Here is a 22,663-nt window from a genome sequence, read left to right as displayed (position 1 = left end):
ACATTACTATTTTAAGCCTATATTAATTAAATATATTATTTGTAAATATTCAATTATAATTTGATTATTGTTATATTTCATATGATTCCTAGATTGAAAAAACATATTGTCTTTTAATAAAAACAATTGTTGTGTTACGGAGGTACAAAATAAAAAAGAGAACCAAATATAAATACTTGGTTCTCTAACTCTTTAGATTTCTATACCATTTTGTTGTATGACTTTTTTATACCAATCAAATGATTTCTTCTTTTTACGTTTTAAGGTGCCATTACCAGCATCGTCTTTGTCAACAAATATCATACCATAACGTTTACTCATTTCACCTGTGGATGCTGAGACTAAATCTATAATTCCCCAACTAATGTAGCCAAGCAATGGTACACCGTCTTGAATGCCATCATGCATCGCTTGAATATGTTGTTGCATATAATCAATACGATAGTCATCTTGGATACTGCCGTCTGCTTCTATGACATCTTTTGCTCCTAATCCATTTTCAACCACAAATAGTGGTTTCTCAAAGCGTTCATATATTTGATTCATCGTAATCCTTAAACCAAGCGGATCGACAACCCATCCCCAATCACTCATCTTTAAGTATGGGTTTTTAGCCGATACTATTACATTACCTTCATTTTGTTCTACTCTTGTAATATCAGCAATAGAGGTTCTAGATGCATAGTAGCTGAACGCTACAAAATCTACGGTTTGTTTCAAAACTTCTTTATCGTGTTCAGTGATATCAATTTGGATTCCTTTAGACTTAAATAGTGATTCCATATAGTAAGGATATTTCCCTTTAGACTGAACATCTACAAAGAACGTATTCGTTCTTTCGTCAATCATAGACTGCCAGACGTCTTCGGGATTACAGCTATACGGATAAAAACTACCGCCTGCAATCATACAACCTATCTGAGCATCGGGCGTGATACGGTGACAACTTTTCACAGCTTTAGCACTTGCAACTAACATATAATGTGCTGCTTGATATAACAATGCTTCCCTATTCTCATTTTCATCAAAATATAATCCACCACCTGAAAATGGGCTGTGTAACACAACATTAATTTCATTAAATGGAATCCAATAATCAACATATGCACCAAAATTTTCAAAACATGTTTCTGCAAATTTAATATATAAATCAATTGTTTCTCTATTCTTCCAACCATTATATTGCTCAACAATCCCCATAGGAATATCAAAATGTGCCAATGTTACGAGTAACGAGATATTATGCTCTTTACATGTTTTAAATAAGTCTGTGTAATAATCAATACCGGCTTGATTAGGTGTTGCTTCATCACCATTCGGATAAATTCTACTCCATGAAATAGAGGTTCTAAAGACTTTCAATCCCATTTCAGCAAGCATAGCAATATCTTCTTTATAATGATGATAAAAATCTATACCTGTATGGCTTGGATAGTATTCTTTATCACTTAATTGCGATGTTTTATATCCTAATTTAATATCTTGTCTGTTTGGTCCATGTGGTATTAAATCTATATTACTTAGACCTCTTCCACCAATATTCCACGCACCTTCTGTTTGATTTGCTGCAATAGCACCACCCCAAAGAAAATTTTCTGGAAAAGTTTTTATCGTCATTTTTTAACCACTCCTAATATTGATGTATGAGCACTAACGTCAACAGTATCGAAAGACGTAATAGAGTCATAATCATCTGTATTTGTAATAACTACAATTGTTGTTGGGTCATAACCTGCTTCAATAATTTTAGTTAAGTCGAAGGATCCAATAACCTCACCACTATTCACATGATCGCCTTGTTCAACTTCAGATGTGAATGGTTTCCCCTCTAGCTTAACAGTATCAATACCTACATGAATTAATACTTCTACACCATCGTCACCTGTTATTCCAACAGCATGCTTCGTAGGGAAGACTGAGGTCACTGTTCCTGTTACTGGCGCATATATTTTATTACCTATTGGTTCAATCGCTACACTCTTACCAATCACTTCTCTACTAAACACATCATCTTCAACACTTTCAATCGGCTTCACCTTACCTTCAACAGGCGCCTCTACAATCATGTCACCTTTCGACTCTGCATCTAATAAATCATCTTCTGCTTCTGGTATATCTTCAAATCCAAGCACTAAAGTTAAAATAAATGACAATACAATAGATAAAACCATTACAACAATTATCCATAGAATACTCATAGGGTTGTCTTGATCTATGAATTGCACACTTGTGAACAGACCAGGTGAAGCCATAGAATGACTCGCAAGACCTGCTAGTCCTGCAACTGCTCCTGCAACAAATCCTGTAATCATCGATGCAATCATAGGGCGTTTTAATCGAATGGCTACACCATATAATGCGGGCTCAGTAATGCCTGCAATAATAGCTGAAGAGGCTGCCGCTAATGATGTTTGTCGTAATTCTCTATTTTTAGTTTTAAATGCTACTGCAAGTGAAACACCACCAAGTGATAAATTGGCACCAATTTCAGATGGCATAACCATACCTTCTTTACCAGTCTCCGCAATAGTTTGAACAATCGTAGGTGTGAATACACGATGCATACCTGTCATAACTAATAACGGCCATAATGCACCTACAATAGCTACTGCTAAGAAACCTAATTGATCATGCACGAAGAAGACAAATTGCGATAATCCTGTACCTATTAAAATTCCAGCAGGTCCAACAATAATAATTGCAATTGGCGCTGCAACTAACAAAATCAACATAGGTTTTAAAAAGTTTTTCATAACGATAGGCGTAATGTGATCAATGATATCTTCAATATATTTCAATAGCCAAGTCATAACGATAGCAGGAATAATCGTATACGTATATTTCACAGACATGACTGGTACGTATGCAAATGTTGCTGCTTTACCTTCAGCGGCTTTCTCCATAATCTCCATAAATACTGGATGAACCATGACCCCAGCTACTGCTAATGCCAAGAACACATTACTGTTAAATTTCCTAGCTGCCGATACTGCAACAAGCATAGGTAAGAAGAAGAACGGTGCGTCACCAATCGTATTTAGTATATTAAACGTTGAACTTTCAGATGATAATACCCCAGTCATATTTAAAATCATTACTAACAATTTAATCATTGAACCACCGATAATAGCAGGTATTAAAGGTGACATCGTACCAATAATGGCATCTAAAATATTAATACCTATTTGCTTAGGTGTTAATTTTTTCTTCTCAACGGGTTCGTTACTCTTAGCACCACCGCTTACTCCCAATTTCATTAGATCAGCATACGTTCGTGAAACATTATTGCCGACAATAATTTGATATTGTCCTCCTTGTTTTCGCAAACCCATTACCCCATCTAGATTTTTTATAGCCTCATCATTGGCTTTACTTTCATCCTTTAATACAAATCTTAAACGTGTCATGCAATGTGTTAAATTTTTTACATTATCACTGCCGCCGATATTTTTTAAAATTTCATCAGCCATCCTTTGCTCATTTCCCATTTGAGTCACTCCCATCTTATTTAGGACAATAAAAAAAGAGACCTAAACCATAAATAGACACACTTATCCCCAGATAAAATCGTCTATTAATGGCTTAGGTCTCGCCTGCCGAACAGTTACAATCCTAAACAATTAATTGTTTATTTTGTTTTCTTAACATTAATCTACCACATAATTATTAATTGTCAACGCTTTCATTTCTAGATATTAATCTTTGTATATGAATCGTTAAGTATAAAGCTTCGTCTTGAGTCATTTCATACTGATACTTTTTATTTAAAAATGATTCAATCTTCTTCACACACTTAAACGCGTCTTTATACTTTTCCTTCACGATTTCATAGAGTTCCATTTCACTTGTATTAAGTGGACTATTAGCATTAATACGTTGCGCTAAAAACTTTAGATGTGTTACAAATCTAAAGTAAGTTAGACTTTCTTCATCGAATTCTAATCTAAAATGATATTTTACTAAACTTAAGATATTTCTCACCATTTCAGTCACTTGGTTGTAATCCGCCAAATTATTATGTTCTGCGTTGAGTAAGTGAATCGCTATGAACGCCGCTTCATCAACGGGTAATTTAACAGCTACACTTTCATCAATCCAGTCCAAAGCACGTATCCCAATCTCGTACTCAGTAGGATAGAATTTTTTTATTTCCCACAATAAGCCATTCTTTATCGTCATACCTTGTTGTTGACGCTCAATTGCAAAATTTATATGATCTGTGAGTGCGACATAAATGGTATCACTCAAGTCTTTATGATATTCAACTTTAGCAACCTCAATAATCTTCTCAACTGCTTGAACAACTTCGATTGGCACTTCAATTAATAACGTTTTGAAACGTTCTGATATCTCTTGACTGCTTAAATCAAAAATCTTATCAATCCTCGATTCTTCTACGATATCTCCTTCGTGTTTTTGAAATCCAATGCCTTTCCCCATAACGACACGCTCTTGATTATTTTGCGTGACACTAATCACATTGTTATTTATGATTTTATTTATTTTCATATAACACCCCTTATGGTAGTAAATACATTTTGCCATATGCGTACTGGAAATATCAATATAATACAATTTATGTGCTAAAAGTTTGTTGATTCAATCTGTCACTTCTATTTATATTGTACAAATCATTAAAATATTAAACTATGATACCAATATTATATAATGTTATAATTATACAAAAAGGAGTGAGCCTTATGTCTAATGGTGCAGAAGCGATTGTTTGGAAACAAAATAGAGTTGCTAAGCAAATGATTAAATTAGAAGCTACTTCACCCCTAAATGCTAAAACTTACGATGATTTAAATATTAAGCACACAAGAACCTTCAATAATTTAATCAAAAAAGAAGTCATCATTAAAACAGGAGATAAATATTACCTTGATACAGATGCATGGGTAAAATTCCGCAAGTCTTTTCAAAGATTATTTTTAATATAAGGATGCCTTTTAGACGGTTATCTATAAGGTATGTCTTAAGCATGAGTATTATGGTGCCGACTATTAAACATTGATATTGCTGTTGAAATTAAGTGACAATATTATTCTAGAACACCTTATTCATTTCTAATACACTTATAACAAAGAAAAGAGTTGTCACATAATCAAGTTTGATTATGCATCAACTCTTATTAAAAAAAAACTAAATTTCAAAAGCTATAAAAATAACTTATTAAACTACTAAATAGCTACTATTACAACACGTCCTACTCTAATTCTAAACTAATATTAAAGGATAGATTTCTATTTACAATAGATTTATCAGCACCTTGTTTGGTTCCTCTATTTTTATGAGATGCTTTATATTCCTGAGACTCTTGCCAATGTTTGTAAGCTGCTTCGTCTTGCCAAAACGTAATGATAACATAATGTTCATGTGTACTATGTGGCTTTAAAAACAATAGATTTTCAAATCCTTCAGTATGCCTTAGATGTTTATCTCTATTTAAGAACACATGCTCGAAGTCTGCCTCTAAACCAGGATTAGCATATAAATGGTTTAAAACTGCATAACCATATTGTGGCAAATCATTAATTTGTTCTAATATAGTATAGCGATATGTCACATTAAATCTATTAATAGTTACCTCATTATTATTTTTGTCTAAATAAATACGATGTATTTCATTTTTCAACAAATGAATCACTCCTTTTTATTGGATGATATGTCATAATTGCTTAAATTTATCCATAACATAATCTCTACTATTTTTATGATTCACGATAGTCTGTGGATAATCTTTTCCAATTTCAATATGATAAATTTCTTGTAACTTGTCTTTATATTTAGTTGGATCATGAATGTATTTACTGCTCACATCATTAAATATTTCTAGCTGTGTTTTAATAAAATACCCTTGCGCATCAAAGCGCTCACTTTGACGTATAGGATTAAACATTCTGAAATAAGGCACTGCATCTGTTCCGGTAGATGCCGACCACTGCCATCCATGTACATTAGATGCATTATCATAATCTATCAAATACTGTCTAAAGTACTCCTCACCCCAAGTCCAATCAATAAATAAATTTTTCGTTAAAAATTGTGATACGACCATTCGTAAGCGATTATGCATATAGCCTGTACGATTCAGCTTCTTCATTGCGGCATCAACGATTGGGTAGCCAGTTTGACCTTTTTTCCATACTTCAAAATGTGTTTTATTATACGACCATTGCATGTTTCGATACTTTTCAGAAAAAGATTTAGTTGCCGTTTCTGGATACTGTGTCATTAACACATAATAAAATTCACGGAATATAACCTCTCTTATAAAAGCTTCATAATTTTTTTCATCGCTCTCATAATCTTCAAGTAAATCATTTATAATTTCACGAATATCGAGTAGTCCATATGCTAAATATTTACCTAATCCACTTACAAAATCCTGCGACACATCGTCAGTCAATTTATCATAATCAGCTATGTCACCATTTAAAAAATCAGCCCAAGCTTTACGCGCTAACTTTTCTATATCTTTATCATTTTCAAATTTTAAGTCACTTTGATTTGAACCCTTTTCCGCAATTTGAGACAACTGCTTAAATTGATAACTTTTTTTAGGGGTGTATACTAAATCCTGACGATTTGCTTTATAAAAACTAGTAAATACTTTATAAGGCTGTTGCTGTTTATTAAAAGTCTTTGTTGGCTCAAAATAATGATTCACGCGCTGTCCAATTACTGTAATTTGGTGATTTTCAAAAGCCTTTTTTACATGAGGATAGTCATATATTTCTTTGTGATAACTCATAATATCTTTTGCTACTAATACGTGAGATAACGCCAATGTTTCGGCTAATTCACCTAGCTTTTCATATGTGACAATATGAGGTTGTATATCATGCTTATCTAAAGCATTTGCAAATCCTTTTACAACTTTATGGTAATAGTCACGTTTTACTTCTGATGCGTCAGTTAAATCTTCTAAAGGTAAGATCAAATACAATTTATTTATCTCATTTTGATGCTTCACTATATATTGAAAAAGTGGATTATCTTTCGTTCTAAAAACTCTGTTAAGTATGACTCCTAAATGCATTTTATTGCCTCCCAGCTTGTTTCATACAAATTCACTTTATAATTGTCCTTTAACTTAAGATTGTGTTTTCAATCATATACCCGTTTTAACTTTTGTATAATTCACTAAAAAATAAAATAAATTTTAAGACCTTACATATTATAGGCAACTTCAGGGTATATTATTATCAGAGGTGATTAAATTATGAATAACGAACAATTACAAAATGAAATTGAAAATATATTAAATACATCAAAAATAGGTGTCCTATCTACTGCACATAACAATACACCTAATAGTAGATACATGGTATTTTATAATGATGGACACACACTTTATACTAAGACAAGCATTGAGTCTAAAAAAATTGCTGAATTTAAAGATAATCCCAAAGCTCATGTACTTATAGGTTACGATGAAACGAATAATCGTAGTTTTCTAGAAATTGATGCTAATGTTGAAATACTGAAAGATCAAGAGACTATTGATTGGATTTGGAACAAACAAGATAAGTCCTTTTTTGACTCTAAGGATGATCCAAACTTGTGTGTAATTAAAGTAATACCAAAATCCATAAAAATTATGAACGATAAAAAATTAGATACACCACAAACCATTACGTTCGATTAGTTAAAAAGGCGCTTAAAATCACATTATTAAAAAGTGATTTTAAGCGTTTTTTATATACCATTATTAATATCTTCTAACATAGCATCAACTGTAATTTTAGCACTCGTCAGTACAATTGGCACTCCTGCTCCTGGATGAACACTAGCTCCAGCAAAATATAAATTTTTGTAATCTCTGCTCACATTAGGCGGTCTGTAATAGTTACTTTGCGCTAAAGTAGGCATTAAACCAAAGGCTGCTCCAAATTTAGCATTATAATCTCCTTCAAAATCCTTAGGCGTATAAATAATTTCTGTCACAACTTGCTTTTTCAAATCTTCTAACGCTTTAATCGTAGAAAGCTTATTGTAAATAATATCTTTCACTTGTGTGATTGTTGACTCATCAGACCAATCCGTATCACCTGTTTTCAATTCTGAAACGGGCATCAGCACATAAATACCTGTTTGACCTTCTGGCGCTAACGACTGATCTTCTACACTAGGAGCGTAGACATATATTGATGGATCTTGGGATATTTCCCCGGAAAATATTTCATTGATATTATTATCAAAATCCTTTGAAAATATAACATTATGTAACAAGATATCTTCAGATAAATCTTTATCAACCCCTATGTACATTAAAAAGGCTGAGCAAGAATAGTCCATATTATCAATTTTCTGTGTCTTATACTTCTTAGGATGATGTTCATTTTTAATTAAAGATGAAGTAGCATATGGAAAATCAGCAGTACAAATTATTTTGTCATACTTTTCTATATGTCCGTTTACTTTTAGTCCCTCCGCACGCTTATACCTACTATCAATGATAATTTCTTCAACGTTTGCATTGGTATAAATTTGAGTACCTAATTCTTCATTTAGCGTTTGAAGCGCTCTGACAAAGCTATACATACCACCTTTTATAAAGTGAACACCAAACATTAACTCTATCATGGGTATAATTGAATACAATGACGGGCTTCGTTTAGGGTCGATACCTATATATAATGTTTGAAACGCTAAAATCTTTTGGATTTTTTCATTATCAACATATTTTTCAATTAAATTATCTGCTTTATCAAATGTTTTGAGTTTCATACCTTGATATATAGTAAAAGGATTATAAAAATCCGTAGGTTTCCTAAACGTACGTTCTAGAAAATATTTTCGTGCTATTTCATATCTTTCGTATATATCTGTTAAAAAGGACATAAAACCATGTGTAGAGTTAGGTTCAATACCTTCAAGCATATCTCTTAATTGAGCAAGATCTGTAGGAACGCGAATTTGATCTGTTTCACTAAAATAAACATCATATATATGTGATAATTGTTTAATTTCCAAGTAATCATTCATATTTTTTTGAGCGTAATTAAAAACATCTCGATAAATCTCAGGCATCATTACGATGGTTGGTCCCATATCAAATGTAAAGCCATCTTGCTTGATCTGATTCATCCTGCCACCTATTTGTTGGTTCTTTTCATATAAATCAACTTGGTGACCGTTTGCTGCTAATCTTGAAGCTGCAGCTAAACCTGAAACACCGCCGCCTATAACTGCAATCTTCATAATGTTTCACTCCTATTATATTTCGCACTAAGTTCACGATAAATTTTCATTTTTTTCAATTTGCTGACATATACTTTCTTATGCAACGTATAGTTTGCCTTCCTTACTTCCACAAGTATTTCATGATAAGCTATCGCAGCTAATTCGATAATGTAACGTACCTCTTCGTCAAAATAATTAATACCGTTTAATGCAATGTCATATAACCTAACTGCCTCTGTAGCGTAACTTTCCCATAGTTCTATATAATTTGGCGTAACTCCTTCATAATATATAGAATGTAGATTAACTCGATATTGAGCTAATTTTTCTACACTTAGATAAATTCTTCCATTTTGAAAATCTTCGCCGACATCTCTTAAAATATTAGTTATTTGCATTGCCTTGCCTAAAGCAATCGCAGCTTCTTCAGCTTGCTCGAAATTATTTTCATTTGATGAAGTTAATATAGGAGTTAACAATTCACCGACAGTACCTGCCACACCATAGCAATACTCATATAAATCTGAATCAGTTTGCATTTCTTTTAAAACTAAATCTTCCTTCACATATTGAATTAAAGATTCAAAAGGTTTTTTAGGTATTGAATATGTATTCAATGTATTACTTAAAGCATTCATAATAGCTACATCACTTTGATACGCTTGAATATAATCACAATCGCTATAAATCACATCTAAATCTCTAGCTATGCCGTCTAATTGCTCAAGGTCTTTGTATTTATCAATACTGTCATCTATAATTCTGCAAACTGCATAAATAGCCCAAATTGCTTTTTTTCTTTTTAGATCCAAAAAATCAAAGGCATATGAGAACGTTTTTGAATGTTCTTTCATTATATTGTGACAATGGTTATAATCTCTCTCTAATTGATTCATTTATTGGCCTCCTCAGTAAGCCCTAAAACTTCTTGACATTTGTATAAAAAACTAAGCTATAAATCTATTCTACGGCCTTTCCAATATATACGTTTGAATACATTGATATCTAACCATGATTTAAAAAATATCACGACAAAGCATATGAAGAGCAGTGGATGACATAAACTCGCAACGATATTAAAATTTCCTGTTCTTCGAATAAATATATGAAATTGTATCGCATATATAAAATATAGAGTAATAGCTAATAATATATATAATGAGCCTAAATTAATTGAAAAAATTATCGCTAAAACTGTTGTAAGTGAACCAAATAGCCACAAAAATACAAACGTAAGCGTAGACTTTTTAGTTACTTGAGAGCCAAGTGCAAAGTGTTTACTCCAACCCTCTAATAGCGCTTTATATCCTTGAGAATACATTCTAAAATTCACTACACCTTGGCCTTCATGCAAACTAACTGGCAAACCTTGCTTATTATATGCTTTACTTATTGCAAAGCCTTCAATGATTTGATTTTTAGCTTTCAAATGTCCTTGTGTCAATTTATAATCTTGCTTATTTGTCACAAGGACTGGTCCAAACGCGCCTTGCTCATTATTTGCTGATTTCGTGATTGAAAATTGATTCATACCTACGATTGTCATTAAATTAAAAATCGCCGATATATTTTCATATAGCTTTTTTATCTTGTGATAAGGTTGTATTGATAACAAACCTTTACCACCTTGTAAATCATATTGATTGGCTATATTTTGGATACTATCATCACAAGCAAACTGAACATCAGCATCAACAAACATCAATAAATCATGCGTTGCATATTTGCTACCTTGCCAACAAGCATGTGACTTACCTTGCCATGTAGTATCATTTTCAACAGTATATACGCTCGCACCATAATATCTAGCGACAACTTGTGTCTTATCAGTTGAACCATCATCCATAACAATTACTTCTATTTCTTGTTCTTTACTTATACTGTTAAGTAATTTAGGTAAGTTCTCCGCTTCATTTCTAGCAGGTACAATAACACTGACGGCTGTCTGACCTCTTCCTTTTCCGGAGTTATTTATAATCGCTCGACGCGCATACATACACATTCCACTTATTAGTGATAGTATCGTAAATACTATTGCTATTATATAAAGTATCATTCAGCCTCAACTACTTTCTCCATTAATAATAGCTTCTGCTACTTGCATACCACTCAAAGTGACCATAGGCATACCAGCGCCAGGATTTACAGAACCACCTACAAAGTACAAATTTTTGAAGTACTGACTTTTTTTAGGAAATTTAAAACCTTTATTTTTCTTCTTATTGGATACTACTCCATATATAGCTCCTTTATTAGAATTGTATGTATTTTCAATGTCATGTGGTGTCCATACGTCTTCATATACAATGTGCTTTCTCAAATCTTTCAAACCCATGGACTCTAATTTATCCAATATACGTTCTCGGAATTGCAGATATTCTGCTTCACTAAATGACTTGCTCTGAATGTATGGTATGTGTGGCAATATTTTTATATTCTCGTGTCCCTCTGGCGCCTGTGTCTTATCTGTTTTATTTGTATTCACTACATAAATAGTCGGATCTTCAGGCAAAACATACTGGTGAAAAACTTGATCATAATTAACTTTAGAATTACTTGAGAAGAAAAAGTTATGATGTTGAAGCTCTGGATAACTTTTGTCCACACCAAGATGCATGACATAACCTGAACTAGCTGGCTCAAATTTACGTTCCAATTTGTTTATTTGATTTGCATCAAAATTCAATAAATATTTATAAACAGGGATTACTTCCATATTAGATATAATGTAATCTGCATATATTTCCTCATTACTTTGTATTGTTATCCCTGTCACCTTATTTTGACTATTATAATTGATACGTTTTACAGGGGTGTTAAAATGTATGCTCACACCTAATTTTCTCGCTAATTGTTCCATCGCTTCCGCTAACTTATGAATGCCACCATCTACGTACCACAAACCTTCCTCATGTTGCATTTGAGGTAATAAACTCAATACAGCCGGAGCATCATAAGATGAGGAGCCGACATATTTTATGAAATAACCTAGCATTTCTCTTAAATATGGGTTATCCACCCTTTTATTAATGGCTTGTTGCATTGTATGAAAATAATCGAATTGCTTTAAAGCTGAAAACGGACCATGATAACGAATAATTGCAAACATCGTATCTAATCCCTTATCAAAGTAGCTTTTTTCAGCAACTTGATGTATCTTTTGTGCGTAACTAAAAAACGAAGAAAGTTGCTCTATATCTTTATTTGTTAACGATTCATTATTTGTTAACATATCTTCCATGGATTCATATAAATCTAAAATTTGGCCATCTGGATAAACGTTTCTAATCTGTAAACTTAACTTACGAATGCTAACATAATCTTCTAGCCTTTCATCACATCGTTGAAATAAGCGTTGAAATACTTTAGGCATGGTTAAAATTGATGGACCGAGATCAAATCCATAGTCATCTATGTCTAACCTATTTACCTTTCCACCGATATGCTTATTTTGTTCATATAAATCCACTTGATAGCCTGCATGAGCCATACAAATTGCGCTAGCAATCCCTCCCAAGCCACCTCCTATGACAACCACTTTCTTATTTCCCATTTAATCACCTTTTCTTTTTTGTAATTTATTATAAATACGTATTAACTTAGGGCGATTATAGCGCTGAACAATCATACAAGGCACATTAGCTATAATGACATATATATAATTAATTATTTTAACACTTTTTGACGCTTTAAAAAACACAATAACAGGAAATATGGATAGCAGATGAACCACCTCTGCACGTCTAGTTTCTAATATAAATCGCTGTATATCATTCATATTTTTAGATAAATCGAAAGTCGCTTTACTACTGATATTAGGGTTAAGATTTTGACCGTCTGGCAAATGATCTTTCCAATATTGCACTTTAACTAATTGTTGCCATAATTGACCCTCTTGTTCAAAATTCCAACTTCGAAAATACTTATTATCTTTTTCTAAGAACTTATAACTAATACGAGTACCAAGTTGAGCAATAATCATTTGAACTATAAACCAATATAGCGCAATATATATAATCTTTTTCATCAATTTAATTCTCAGATTTCTCTGTATAGCTTGGGTTATCTTTATTTAAATACCAATTACCAGCTGTTAAATAAGTAGCAAAAGCGCTCCAAAGCATATATGGAACTAGTAAAATGCCAGCAATTTTTTTTACATTGAAAAATTTTACAGTTGTTGTAACTACTGCGCCCAGTAATACAACACTCTCTATCAACGCACTAAAGCGTAATTTATATTTAAAGTATAATATCGACCATAGATAATTCAGGCTTAATTGCGTGTAATAAGCACCTTTCAAAGCCTTACTAGTAGATTTATTAGTCACTAATGCATAAGCTACGCCCATCGTTGTATAAAGTATTGGCCACACAATTGGAAAGACATAGCCGGGTGGTGAAAAAGGTGGTTTAACATTATTTTTATAATCTTTTCTCGCGTTTTTCACTGCAAATTTCCCTATAAATTTACCGCCTGTAATTGGTGTTATAACTTTTATAATTGTTTTAATTATCTCGTTTGCTTTCATAGTTGATCCCCTCTTTTTTTGTAAAAGTAACTAGCTATTATATCTAATAGCTATAGTTCGGCATTAGACATGTTATTTTTTCTAGCTAAATACTTCTTCAATCCATATAATTTTAAGACAATAGCACCTGAAATAACAATTGGTAAAATAAATTTCTTCATATTTAATTGTTTTCCTTTGTTTGTTCTTTGAGTACTTATTTTAAATTTAAAAAGATTCATTACACTTTTATGAACTTTTGCTTGGGTATACTTATATACCCACCAAGGTAACGTCGGTTCATATTCTTGTAACGCTATGATACATGCGTCACTATTAGGTAATCTTCTAAACTCTAATCTCGCATTACCACCATCTGAATCTAAAGCGAAATCTCCACCAACAATTCGATATAAAATTCTCTCGTTATTAGAAGCTTTAAAATCTTTACTTAATAATAATAAGTCCTTATTTAAACACGGCACACTAATCGTAAAGTTATCTTCGTTAAAATCACTATTAACGACATTTAATGTAATTCTATTTAAAAAATTTGCATATGATTCTGCCAATTGAATCATATTTACATCTTTAGGTAAGACTACCCTTGATATTGCTCTAACATCTTTAATATCGCCCTTACGTGATGACTTCCCTTTCTTTTGTGTCTTAGTTTCTTCTTCCAAGGCATTACGCACACTTTCCTTATAATCAATCTTGCCTATAGAAATGTCTTTCACAATATTTTCATCATTTCTAATCATATCATGAATTAAGCTATCCATTAGTGGATAAACCATTTCTTTTGGGACACCTGAAATAAGTTTCACCCAATATTTACTTAGCCAAATGGGAATAATAGGCAAATCTATCGTAGGTAATCGTTTATCTAGTACCTCTGCAGTTTGCTTGAATAGATCTTTATAAGTCATATGACTAGGTCCACCAATATCTATCGATTCGTTCTCATTTGGATTACGCTCTACAATTTTATATAAACCGTCAATCACGTCGTCTATTGCAACTGGCAATGTTGTATTATAAGCCCATTTTGGCAGTAACAGGCCAGGTAATCTATCCACTAATTTTTTTAATATAGGGTAAGAACTTCCTTTAGAGCCTATAATCAAACCCGCTCTTAAAGTACTTACTGGTACGCCATATGATCCTAAAATCTGTTCGCACTCTAAACGGCTTCTTAAATGTGGTGATAATTCACTTGTATTAGGTATCAAACCACTCATAAATACAATATGCTGAACTTTGTTATAACTAGCGGCTTTAGCAAAATTATCAGCTAATAATGCATCCATATCTTCAAAGCTCGCCTGCGTCAACTTAGCCGAAGGCATCATAGAATGGACAAGATATATAGCGATATCAATGTCCTCCATTACTTCTGTTATTTCATTTAAATCAAACAAGTCAGCTGCTTTCCAAGTAACATTGTGTTCATTTGATTTATTTTCTATATTTCTAGAAATAGCTATAATTTCATAGTTATCTTTTAATTTATTCATTAAGTGACTACCGATATATCCCGAAGCGCCTGTTAATAATATTTTTTTCATATATTTAGCCTCCAAATAGAAAAAGATGAGCAGCAAACTTTACCTCAGCTCATCTTTTACGTAACGAGCTCACTTGCTCATTATCTTAATTGACAAGAGCTCCAAGTCTCTTACTAAGTATTGTACCCTTCTTAAAATTTTTTAACCCTTTATTAGCAAAAATTATGAAATAATTCTACGAATCATCACAATTGTCTAAAAAAAGGGGATAGTCTTACTTGCTTTAATGATGTCACTAGTATAAAAAAACTCTTTCCCCTTTCCTGTATAAGCTGGAATTAGTATCATATTTGCTTTAGCGCTATATAACCATTCTGGATTTAAACCAGAATTCAATATATCTTGATATTCTTGAAAAGTATTTTCCCAATTTAAGTTTATTTTCATTAATTTACCTCCTGAAAAAGCTCCCATTCGATTGTCATCAATTTCTACACTCACTTACCTATTTCCACTTCATAAAAAATTCAAAACTGAAATGAACAATTTTTCAGAAAAGGTTTTTCAAAACCTAAATAAATGTAATAATGGAAACAATTCATTTTCAAGGAGTAATACGTATGGAAGCGTCAAAAAATTATAATATAATAACATTTGTTTTGTTTATTTCTGGTATCTTAATTATGTTTAATCTATATACCGCAATACCTATAACAGAGCATTTAGCTAATGATTTTGGTATATCTCAGTCAGTTGCAGCAATGAATGGTGTGGTTTTTTCAGTCACTTATTCCATTAGCTGTTTATTTTATGGTACTATTTCAGAAAAATTTGGAAGAATACGTGTCATTTTACTTTCACTGATTGGTCTAATTATAGTTTGCTTTTTGATTGGATTTGTAACTTCTTTTAATACGTTATTGATTTTACGAGGCCTCCAAGGAATATTTGCAGCTGCATTTTCTCCCATAGCTATTACTTACACTACCGAAACTTATCCACTTAAAAAGAGGTTAACAGCAGTAAGTTTTATTAGTACAAGTTTTATGCTATCTGGTATTTTAGGTCAAAATTTTTCAGAAATATTAATCAGCCAATTCGATTGGCACATTATTTTCTTTATACTTTCTTCACTATACATCTGCTTAGCTATTATCATCTTTAGAAATGTCCCAGAAAGCCCTGTAAAAAATTCAGATGTTCAAATCCTTAAATACTTTAGCAATTTTAAAGACTTTGCTAAAAATCGAAAAGTATTAATCTGCTACTTTATTTCTCTAACATTACTTACAACATTCATTTCTATGTATGCAGTAATAAATAAATTCATACTATCGGATTCTATACACGGAGATAATCACACAGCATTTCTAGTAAAATTATTCGGTGTTTTTGGTATGCTAAGTTCATTAATGTCGGGACGTATTAGTAGTAGGTATGGTGTCAAATTTGTTTTAAATATTGCTTTAGGCGTTTGTGGTGTGACATTAATATTAATGCCTTTTGCACATAATATTCTGCTAATAACATTTTTAAGTATATGTTTTGTTGCTGGAATTGCGTTTGCAGTCCCTTTAGTTATCGCAAAAGTAAATATGGTAGTGTATGGAAATAGAGGTTTCTTCTTGTCTGTTAACACATTTATTCTATTTTTAGGTACAGCAGTTGCTCCGATCCTATCAATTTACCTTACTTCTCTAAATAATTTTACAAGTATGTTTGTAATCATATCATCTATTGCATTCTTAGCATTCCTTGCTTCATTATTCTTGCCAAGCGATGAACAAACAACTTATTGATGCACTTTTCATTGTTCTATAGTTTGAACTAATAAATCAATTCAAATTTAGTATTAGACGTTTACATTAATTACAATTATTCTTGCAGTAGTTTCAAAATTTTTGAGGAGTGATCATGTTATGAATTATTCACCAAAACAAGGCACACGTAGCCATGGTTTACCACACGATCCTTTTAAAAGCAGTACCGTTCCTAGACCAATTGGATGGATTTCAACAATATCAAAGGATGGTAAAGATAATTTAGCACCTTATAGCCAGTACCAAAATTTAACATGGGATCCGCCTATGGTAATGTTTGCAGCTAATCAATCTGTTTTAGGAGAACACGAGCGTAAAGATACAGTTAAAAATGCAGAAGAAACAGGATGGTTTGTTTGGAACATGGCAACTTATGATTTAAGAGAAGCAGTAAACTTATCTGCTAAGGCATTGCCACCAGAAGAAGATGAATTTGAATTTGCAGGTGTAGAAAAAGAGAAATGCATTGAAGCGCCTGGTCACAGAGTCAAAGCATCTCCTGTACATTTTGAGTGTGAATATGTCCAAACAGTGCGTATCCCTACTGGCGATCCAGTATCAACTGTAGATATGGTAATAGGACGTGTAACACAAGTTCATATTGATGACAAAGTTATTCTAGATAATGGGAAACTTGATATACAATCTATTAGACCTATTGCACGCTTAGGTTATTATGACTATACAGTTGTCGATCAAATTTTTGAAATGAAAGCACCATCTGCATCAAAAGAAGAGTTAGCTGGTTTAGAAGGAAGAAATTTTGATAACAAATCATAATTATTTCTTTATAAATTCCATTAATTACCCATAAAAATGCCTACTTAATTTTATAAGTTAAGTAGGCTAAATTTATATTAATTTCGAATCTAATATTTATTAATTAGTAGTACCTTGAATTAATTATTAGCGTTAAAACATTAGACTTGAGCTTGCTCTAATACGCCATCTTCCATATGATAAACCTTATCACAATATGACGTAAGTCTTTCATCATGTGTAACTACTATACAGGTTTTGTTTTTTCTTAATGTCTGTTCCTTTAAAATCTTCATAACTTCCATAGCATTCTGGGTGTCTAAAGAGGCCGTCGGTTCATCTGCTAAAATGATTGAAGGTTGCGTATATAAAGCTTTGGCAATTGCCACACGCTGCTTTTGTCCTCCAGATATCTCACTTGGAAGCTTATTTTCAATCGATTCCAGATTAAGCTGTGACATGAGTTGATTATACTCATCTTCACTTAGCACATTTTTCTTTTGTTTCTTTAGTAATTTAAATTGTTGTTTTACAGTTAAAAAAGGCACGAGATTAGTGGCTTGCAGTATGAATCCAATTTCTTGCATTCTTGTGTGTGCTAGTGCTTTCTGAGACATACCCGACACTTCGCTCCCATTAATTATAATATCACCCGAACTTGGCGTTTGGAGCGCCCCCGCCATAGTTAAAAACGTGCTTTTTCCAGAACCAGAAGGGCCAATAATAGCAATGAGTTCTTTTTGATTAAATTTGAGTGAGGTAGGTTTTACGGCTTCTATTTTTTGATTTCCGTCTTGGAAATATTTAGTAACATTTTTAAATTCTAACATTTAATTACACTCCTTATTTACCCTATCGCTTTAAGTGGATCCACTTTTCTTATCGTTAATATAGAGAACAGACTACCTAATAGTGAAACAACAATCAGTACAATACCGTATATCGTTAGAGTTGCTATGCTAAATTTAATAGGCACTGCACTTGGTAAAAACAACCCTGTTATTAATGTCAGTATTAATCCAACAATTGTACCTATTAAAGCAATAATAAACGTTTGTGATATTACTACCTTTGCTAAATAACCATTTGTAAACCCTTGAGCTTTTAATACACCAAATAAATTTGTCTTTTGCAGTGTAATCACGTATAAAAATATACCTATAACTGTTGCTGAAATAACAAATAGAAATGAAATCATAAAATTGAGGGTTAAGTTTTGTGCTTTATAGCCAGGTAAATTCTCAACAAAATTTTCAATTTCAATAGCTTCTAAATTGCTATCTAAATTCTTTTTATTCCATTCTTTATCTTTAACAACTACAGCGTTCGTCATGCCTTCTTTTAAGGATGGATTAATTTTTTCTATTGTACTATTACTCGAGAAAATCACAGGAGAAGCGTTATATTTTGCACTCTCACTAAATCCTACTATTTTCAGTTTTTCATCAGACTGTGATAATGACAATTTATCACCAACTTTGAAGCCTTTTTCTTTAAGCGTTTCATCAGCAATAACTTCATTATCAGAATTAAATTTCTTTCCTTCAATCATGTTGGGTACTAAAAAAGAATTATCTTTAACGCCAAATAGCAATGCATTCTCTTCGCTATCACCGTTAGAAACAATAACACCCGTCTGCTTTAAACTTGTTTGTTGCTTATAAGTGTTTTCTACTTTATCTAAATTAAAAGCTGATTGCTCAACCGTTTGATTTGCATCTTTATTTAACACAATTGCATCAGCGCCCCATTTATCAATACCCTCTCTGTTCATATTCATCAATCCACTGGCTAAACCAGATAATAAGAACAGTAAATAACTTATCATTATCAGAACGCCAACGATTAAACTAAATTTCAATTTATTACGTTTAATTTCATTCCATGCTAAAAACATAAATACCCTCCTTATATTTAGTGCAATAATATGATTAATTGATTTTCTGTTTATGTATATAAAATTTCTTAACATCTAGTTTAACAATTACTTCCTATATTTCATAGTAATTGTGAGAAAAGGTAGAATCTAAAATACTAAGCCATAAATTATATTATTTATTAATATATTAAAATGACATTTTACACCGTTGTAGCTCTTACTTATTGTGATTGAAACAGTATTTATAAGGTGATTAAAAAATCAACTAAACTAATACTTTTTGATAATTACATATAATCTTTCTGACTCCTACTCCTTTTTATGCCCTAAGTGTCAATATCAATCAAAAAATTGTATTTGTATTTACACATAGGAATTAAATATTGTGTTTCAAGAAATTTAGAACAATTCTTTTTATTTTATATTAAAATTAGTATGTAATTAAATATAAATGAGGAGGATTTTATGAAATTGAAAAACAAAATTATTTTACCACTAACATCACTTACAACCACTTCTATTTTATTTGTAGCACTAAGTACCGTTTCCCAAGCTTCAGCAGACGAAAGAGAAGTTAATCAACCGACTAATGATCAAGGTCTAGATAGTTTTCAAAAAGTTAACATAAAGACACAAAATCAAAATAGTAAGCCTGAAAACCTGAGCAATCCATCTAATTCTGAACAACAATCTCCTGACTCCGACTCTAAAAATGTGAACTTATCATCTAATTCAAATACACAGAATCCAAGCAATGACTCAAAGAACGAAGATAATCCATCTAATTCTGAACAACAATCTCCTAATACCGACTCAAAAAATGTAAAACAATCATCTAATTTAAATATACAAGACTCTGCGGATGAAGATAATGCTTCTAATTTAGAACAAAGAGCTACTAACAAAGACGCTGAAATGACGAATGAATTATCTAATACGGATGTATCTCAAAACAACAATGCTTCTAAAAATGAAAATCAATCTTCTAATTTAAAAGAACAAGATTCAAATGTTGAGTCTCAAAAACTAAATAATGCTTCTGAGGAGGAACAATCAAACTCAAACGAGGCTAATGATAAGCAAATTGACGTTTCTGAGGATGCACAACAAGACGCTAACAATACGTCTGAAAAACAAACCGATGCTTCTAAGGATGCTCAATCTGATTCGAACGAGGCGGACGATAAACAAAACGATGCTTCTAAGGATGCTCAATCTGATTCGAACGAGGCGGACGATAAACAAAATGACGCTTCTAAGGATGCTCAATCTGATTCGAACGAGGCGGACGATAAACAAAATGACGCTTCTAAGGATGCACAATCTGATTCGAACGAGGCGGATGATAAACAAAGCGATGCTTCTAAAGATGCTCAATCTGATTCGAACGAGGCGGACGATAAACAAAACGATGCTTCTAAGGATGCTCAATCTGATTCAAATGAGGCTGACGATAAGCAAAATGACGCTTCTAAGAATGAGCAACAAGACGCTAAAAATACGTCTGAAAATAAAAATGAAGTTGCTAAAGAAGATAATTATACACCTACAATTCCAAAAGGTAATCAAGGCGTAGTTAAGAAAAATAAATATCCTATAATTCTAGCTCACGGTTTTTCTGGATATCCAGATGAATCTAAACCCGCAGTCTTACCTCCGTATTGGGGTGGAAATAAAGTTGATTTAGACAAAGAATTAAATAAACAAGGATACGATGTTAGAAAAGGCGGAATGAGTCCGTTTGGAAGTAATTATGATCGCGCACTTGAGTTGTATTATTATATTAAAGGCGGAACTGTAGACTATGGCGCTTATCATTCTAAAAAATATGGGCATGCTAGATACGGTAAAACTTATAAAGGCATTTATCCTGAGTGGGCTCCTGGTAAGAAAGTTCATTTAGTTGGTCATAGTTTTGGCGGCCAAACGATCCAAGTATTAGAGGATATGCTAAGAAATGGCGTTCCTGAAGAAATTGAATACCAGAAAAAACATGGTGGAGATATACCTGAAATATTTGCAGGGGGCAATGATAATATGGTTTCCTCTGTTACAACCATCGCCACACCTCATAACGGTACATTTATATCGGACAAGTTAGGTAATAAACCAATTGCTAGAAAATTATTCTACAAAATTCTAAAATACACTAGCAATAAATACACTAAAGCCGACTATGGTCTCGAACCTTGGGGAATAAAACAAAGAGATGATGAATCATTTATTCAATATTTAAAACGAGTTAAAGACAACAAAGTTTGGAAAACTGAAGATACAAGTTTTACAGACGGCTCAATTGAAGGATCGAAAAAAATTAATGATCGATTAACTTTAAGTAAAGACGTTGCTTATACATCTATTACTGCTGAAGATACCCATAAAACTTTTAATAATCGCCAACGTGGTAACTTCAAGATGTTTGCTCCATTTAAGTTATTAGCTAACTTAGTTGGCAGACAAAATCCTGAAAGTTGGAGAGAAGGAGATGGCCCTGTGCCATTAAAATCAGGTCTGTATCCTTTTAATAAACCTCACAAAGATACAACGTTTGATAGTAAACCAGAATTAGGATTATGGGGGGTTATGCCTACACTAAAAAATTGGGACCATATGGATCTAGTAGGTTGGGATTTAACTGATACTAGAATTAAGCCTAAAATGGTGTTAGGTCTCTACGAACAGTTAGCAAACTATTTAGCTGAAGTTGAAAAAGTACAAGAATCTTCAAAATAACTTTTACTTATATTGATTAAAACAGAATTAAAGCTCACTAGTTAAATAAGCTTTAATTGTATAGGTACTAAAACCAATGCATTGTAAGTAAAATTAAAACACTTTCGTTGAATTCATAATATTAAATGAATTTATACGAAAGTGTTTTTTATAAATAGAATTGCTTATTCAATAAATATTAAGAAAGATTATATACATCATAAACATTCAAAGAAAAAGCACAACTATAAGTACGTCCTGTAATAAAGCCAATATTGA

Annotated in this window: 20 protein-coding genes; 5 read left to right on the top strand and 15 right to left on the bottom strand. The window is 32.2% G+C overall.

Going from position 1 to position 22,663, the window contains the following annotated elements; genetic code table 11:
• Positions 1–192 precede the first annotated feature (192 nt).
• From ascB to licT, 3 genes are all read right to left on the bottom strand, one after another.
• The gene (gene ascB, locus ACM591_RS01545; protein ID WP_326026888.1) at positions 193–1,617 is read right to left on the bottom strand and encodes a 6-phospho-beta-glucosidase; all 1,425 of its coding nucleotides are present in this window, start codon (positions 1,615–1,617) and stop codon (positions 193–195) included.
• Positions 1,614–3,488, bottom strand: coding sequence for a PTS cellobiose/arbutin/salicin transporter subunit IIBC (gene ascF / locus ACM591_RS01540; protein WP_135059223.1), 1,875 nt, complete (start codon positions 3,486–3,488; stop codon positions 1,614–1,616). Before ascF ends, ascB begins: the two co-directional genes overlap by 4 nt.
• 178 nt (positions 3,489–3,666) lie before the next feature.
• On the bottom strand, positions 3,667–4,509 hold the full coding sequence (gene licT, locus ACM591_RS01535) for a BglG family transcription antiterminator LicT (protein WP_029378634.1): 843 nt from the start codon (positions 4,507–4,509) through the stop codon (positions 3,667–3,669).
• Positions 4,510–4,700: 191 nt separating this feature from the next.
• Between licT and ACM591_RS01530 the strand changes: the two genes are divergently transcribed.
• Positions 4,701–4,943, top strand: coding sequence for a hypothetical protein (locus ACM591_RS01530; protein WP_029378635.1), 243 nt, complete (start codon positions 4,701–4,703; stop codon positions 4,941–4,943).
• A gap of 266 nt (positions 4,944–5,209) precedes the next feature.
• Here the strand turns inward: ACM591_RS01530 and ACM591_RS01525 are convergent, their stop codons facing one another.
• Both ACM591_RS01525 and ACM591_RS01520 read right to left on the bottom strand, forming a co-directional pair.
• Entirely contained in the window at positions 5,210–5,650 is a 441-nt protein-coding gene (locus tag ACM591_RS01525; protein WP_225489395.1) for an antibiotic biosynthesis monooxygenase family protein, read from the bottom strand.
• Positions 5,651–5,671: 21 nt separating this feature from the next.
• Positions 5,672–7,045 carry a cryptochrome/photolyase family protein gene (locus ACM591_RS01520; protein WP_058625630.1) on the bottom strand — a complete coding sequence of 458 codons (1,374 nt, stop codon included), beginning with the start codon at positions 7,043–7,045 and terminating at the stop codon, positions 5,672–5,674.
• Between the two features lie 183 nt (positions 7,046–7,228).
• Here ACM591_RS01520 and ACM591_RS01515 point away from each other — a divergent pair, with 183 nt between their 5' ends.
• Positions 7,229–7,654: a pyridoxamine 5'-phosphate oxidase family protein gene (locus ACM591_RS01515; protein WP_016911010.1), complete on the top strand. Its 426-nt coding sequence runs from the start codon at positions 7,229–7,231 to the stop codon at positions 7,652–7,654.
• A 50-nt stretch (positions 7,655–7,704) separates the two neighbouring features.
• Here ACM591_RS01515 and ACM591_RS01510 read toward each other — a convergent pair whose 3' ends face one another.
• The 8 genes from ACM591_RS01510 to ACM591_RS01475 form a co-directional block, all read right to left on the bottom strand.
• Positions 7,705–9,210 (bottom strand): phytoene desaturase family protein, encoded by a 1,506-nt coding sequence (locus ACM591_RS01510; RefSeq protein ID WP_418354404.1) that lies wholly within the window; start codon positions 9,208–9,210, stop codon positions 7,705–7,707.
• On the bottom strand, positions 9,207–10,088 hold the full coding sequence (locus ACM591_RS01505) for a phytoene/squalene synthase family protein (RefSeq protein WP_326026889.1): 882 nt from the start codon (positions 10,086–10,088) through the stop codon (positions 9,207–9,209). Before ACM591_RS01505 ends, ACM591_RS01510 begins: the two co-directional genes overlap by 4 nt.
• Before the next feature lie 56 nt (positions 10,089–10,144).
• Positions 10,145–11,248 (bottom strand): glycosyltransferase, encoded by a 1,104-nt coding sequence (locus ACM591_RS01500; protein ID WP_172606464.1) that lies wholly within the window; start codon positions 11,246–11,248, stop codon positions 10,145–10,147.
• 6 nt (positions 11,249–11,254) lie between these two features.
• Complete coding sequence (locus ACM591_RS01495) at positions 11,255–12,745, bottom strand: phytoene desaturase family protein (protein ID WP_029378641.1); 1,491 nt, start codon at positions 12,743–12,745, stop codon at positions 11,255–11,257.
• Positions 12,746–13,219: a glycosyl-4,4'-diaponeurosporenoate acyltransferase gene (locus tag ACM591_RS01490; RefSeq protein WP_145511674.1), complete on the bottom strand. Its 474-nt coding sequence runs from the start codon at positions 13,217–13,219 to the stop codon at positions 12,746–12,748.
• 4 nt (positions 13,220–13,223) lie between these two features.
• The gene (locus ACM591_RS01485) at positions 13,224–13,724 is read right to left on the bottom strand and encodes a TspO/MBR family protein (protein ID WP_029378643.1); all 501 of its coding nucleotides are present in this window, start codon (positions 13,722–13,724) and stop codon (positions 13,224–13,226) included.
• Between the two features lie 50 nt (positions 13,725–13,774).
• Positions 13,775–15,274: an NAD-dependent epimerase/dehydratase family protein gene (locus tag ACM591_RS01480; RefSeq protein ID WP_029378644.1), complete on the bottom strand. Its 1,500-nt coding sequence runs from the start codon at positions 15,272–15,274 to the stop codon at positions 13,775–13,777.
• 195 nt (positions 15,275–15,469) lie between these two features.
• On the bottom strand, positions 15,470–15,661 hold the full coding sequence (locus tag ACM591_RS01475; RefSeq protein ID WP_029378645.1) for a hypothetical protein: 192 nt from the start codon (positions 15,659–15,661) through the stop codon (positions 15,470–15,472).
• A gap of 173 nt (positions 15,662–15,834) precedes the next feature.
• Between ACM591_RS01475 and ACM591_RS01470 the strand changes: the two genes are divergently transcribed.
• Both ACM591_RS01470 and ACM591_RS01465 read left to right on the top strand, forming a co-directional pair.
• On the top strand, positions 15,835–17,013 hold the full coding sequence (locus tag ACM591_RS01470; protein WP_029378646.1) for an MFS transporter: 1,179 nt from the start codon (positions 15,835–15,837) through the stop codon (positions 17,011–17,013).
• Positions 17,014–17,133: 120 nt separating this feature from the next.
• Entirely contained in the window at positions 17,134–17,814 is a 681-nt protein-coding gene (locus ACM591_RS01465; protein WP_038679314.1) for a flavin reductase family protein, read from the top strand.
• Between the two features lie 140 nt (positions 17,815–17,954).
• On the opposite strand, the gene ACM591_RS01460 is transcribed toward ACM591_RS01465, so the two are convergent.
• Complete coding sequence (locus ACM591_RS01460; RefSeq protein WP_029378648.1) at positions 17,955–18,623, bottom strand: ABC transporter ATP-binding protein; 669 nt, start codon at positions 18,621–18,623, stop codon at positions 17,955–17,957.
• Between the two features lie 17 nt (positions 18,624–18,640).
• Positions 18,641–19,690, bottom strand: coding sequence for an ABC transporter permease (locus ACM591_RS01455; protein ID WP_135059220.1), 1,050 nt, complete (start codon positions 19,688–19,690; stop codon positions 18,641–18,643).
• A gap of 447 nt (positions 19,691–20,137) precedes the next feature.
• Between ACM591_RS01455 and ACM591_RS01450 the strand changes: the two genes are divergently transcribed.
• On the top strand, positions 20,138–22,405 hold the full coding sequence (locus tag ACM591_RS01450; RefSeq protein WP_326035236.1) for a hypothetical protein: 2,268 nt from the start codon (positions 20,138–20,140) through the stop codon (positions 22,403–22,405).
• The last annotated feature ends 258 nt before the right edge of the window (positions 22,406–22,663 follow it).

The sequence above is a fragment of the Staphylococcus sp. Ze2 genome, assembly GCF_048568365.1.
Lineage (GTDB): Bacteria > Bacillota > Bacilli > Staphylococcales > Staphylococcaceae > Staphylococcus > Staphylococcus xylosus.
Note: the sequence above shows the minus strand (reverse complement) of the source record. Positions and strands in the feature narration are given on the sequence as shown.

Excerpts from the sequence above, each read along its gene's own strand:
- ascB (WP_326026888.1), bottom strand. The coding sequence starts at position 1,617 with ATGACGATAAAAACTTTTCCAGAAAATTTTCTTTGGGGTGGTGCTATT.
- ascF (WP_135059223.1), bottom strand. The coding sequence starts at position 3,488 with ATGGGAAATGAGCAAAGGATGGCTGATGAAATTTTAAAAAATATCGGC.
- licT (WP_029378634.1), bottom strand. The coding sequence starts at position 4,509 with ATGAAAATAAATAAAATCATAAATAACAATGTGATTAGTGTCACGCAA.
- ACM591_RS01530 (WP_029378635.1), top strand. The coding sequence starts at position 4,701 with ATGTCTAATGGTGCAGAAGCGATTGTTTGGAAACAAAATAGAGTTGCT.
- ACM591_RS01520 (WP_058625630.1), bottom strand. The coding sequence starts at position 7,045 with ATGCATTTAGGAGTCATACTTAACAGAGTTTTTAGAACGAAAGATAAT.
- ACM591_RS01515 (WP_016911010.1), top strand. The coding sequence starts at position 7,229 with ATGAATAACGAACAATTACAAAATGAAATTGAAAATATATTAAATACA.
- ACM591_RS01510 (WP_418354404.1), bottom strand. The coding sequence starts at position 9,210 with ATGAAGATTGCAGTTATAGGCGGCGGTGTTTCAGGTTTAGCTGCAGCT.
- ACM591_RS01505 (WP_326026889.1), bottom strand. The coding sequence starts at position 10,088 with ATGAATCAATTAGAGAGAGATTATAACCATTGTCACAATATAATGAAA.
- ACM591_RS01500 (WP_172606464.1), bottom strand. The coding sequence starts at position 11,248 with ATGATACTTTATATAATAGCAATAGTATTTACGATACTATCACTAATA.
- ACM591_RS01495 (WP_029378641.1), bottom strand. The coding sequence starts at position 12,745 with ATGGGAAATAAGAAAGTGGTTGTCATAGGAGGTGGCTTGGGAGGGATT.
- ACM591_RS01490 (WP_145511674.1), bottom strand. The coding sequence starts at position 13,219 with ATGAAAAAGATTATATATATTGCGCTATATTGGTTTATAGTTCAAATG.
- ACM591_RS01485 (WP_029378643.1), bottom strand. The coding sequence starts at position 13,724 with ATGAAAGCAAACGAGATAATTAAAACAATTATAAAAGTTATAACACCA.
- ACM591_RS01480 (WP_029378644.1), bottom strand. The coding sequence starts at position 15,274 with ATGAAAAAAATATTATTAACAGGCGCTTCGGGATATATCGGTAGTCAC.
- ACM591_RS01475 (WP_029378645.1), bottom strand. The coding sequence starts at position 15,661 with ATGAAAATAAACTTAAATTGGGAAAATACTTTTCAAGAATATCAAGAT.
- ACM591_RS01470 (WP_029378646.1), top strand. The coding sequence starts at position 15,835 with ATGGAAGCGTCAAAAAATTATAATATAATAACATTTGTTTTGTTTATT.
- ACM591_RS01465 (WP_038679314.1), top strand. The coding sequence starts at position 17,134 with ATGAATTATTCACCAAAACAAGGCACACGTAGCCATGGTTTACCACAC.
- ACM591_RS01460 (WP_029378648.1), bottom strand. The coding sequence starts at position 18,623 with ATGTTAGAATTTAAAAATGTTACTAAATATTTCCAAGACGGAAATCAA.
- ACM591_RS01455 (WP_135059220.1), bottom strand. The coding sequence starts at position 19,690 with ATGTTTTTAGCATGGAATGAAATTAAACGTAATAAATTGAAATTTAGT.
- ACM591_RS01450 (WP_326035236.1), top strand. The coding sequence starts at position 20,138 with ATGAAATTGAAAAACAAAATTATTTTACCACTAACATCACTTACAACC.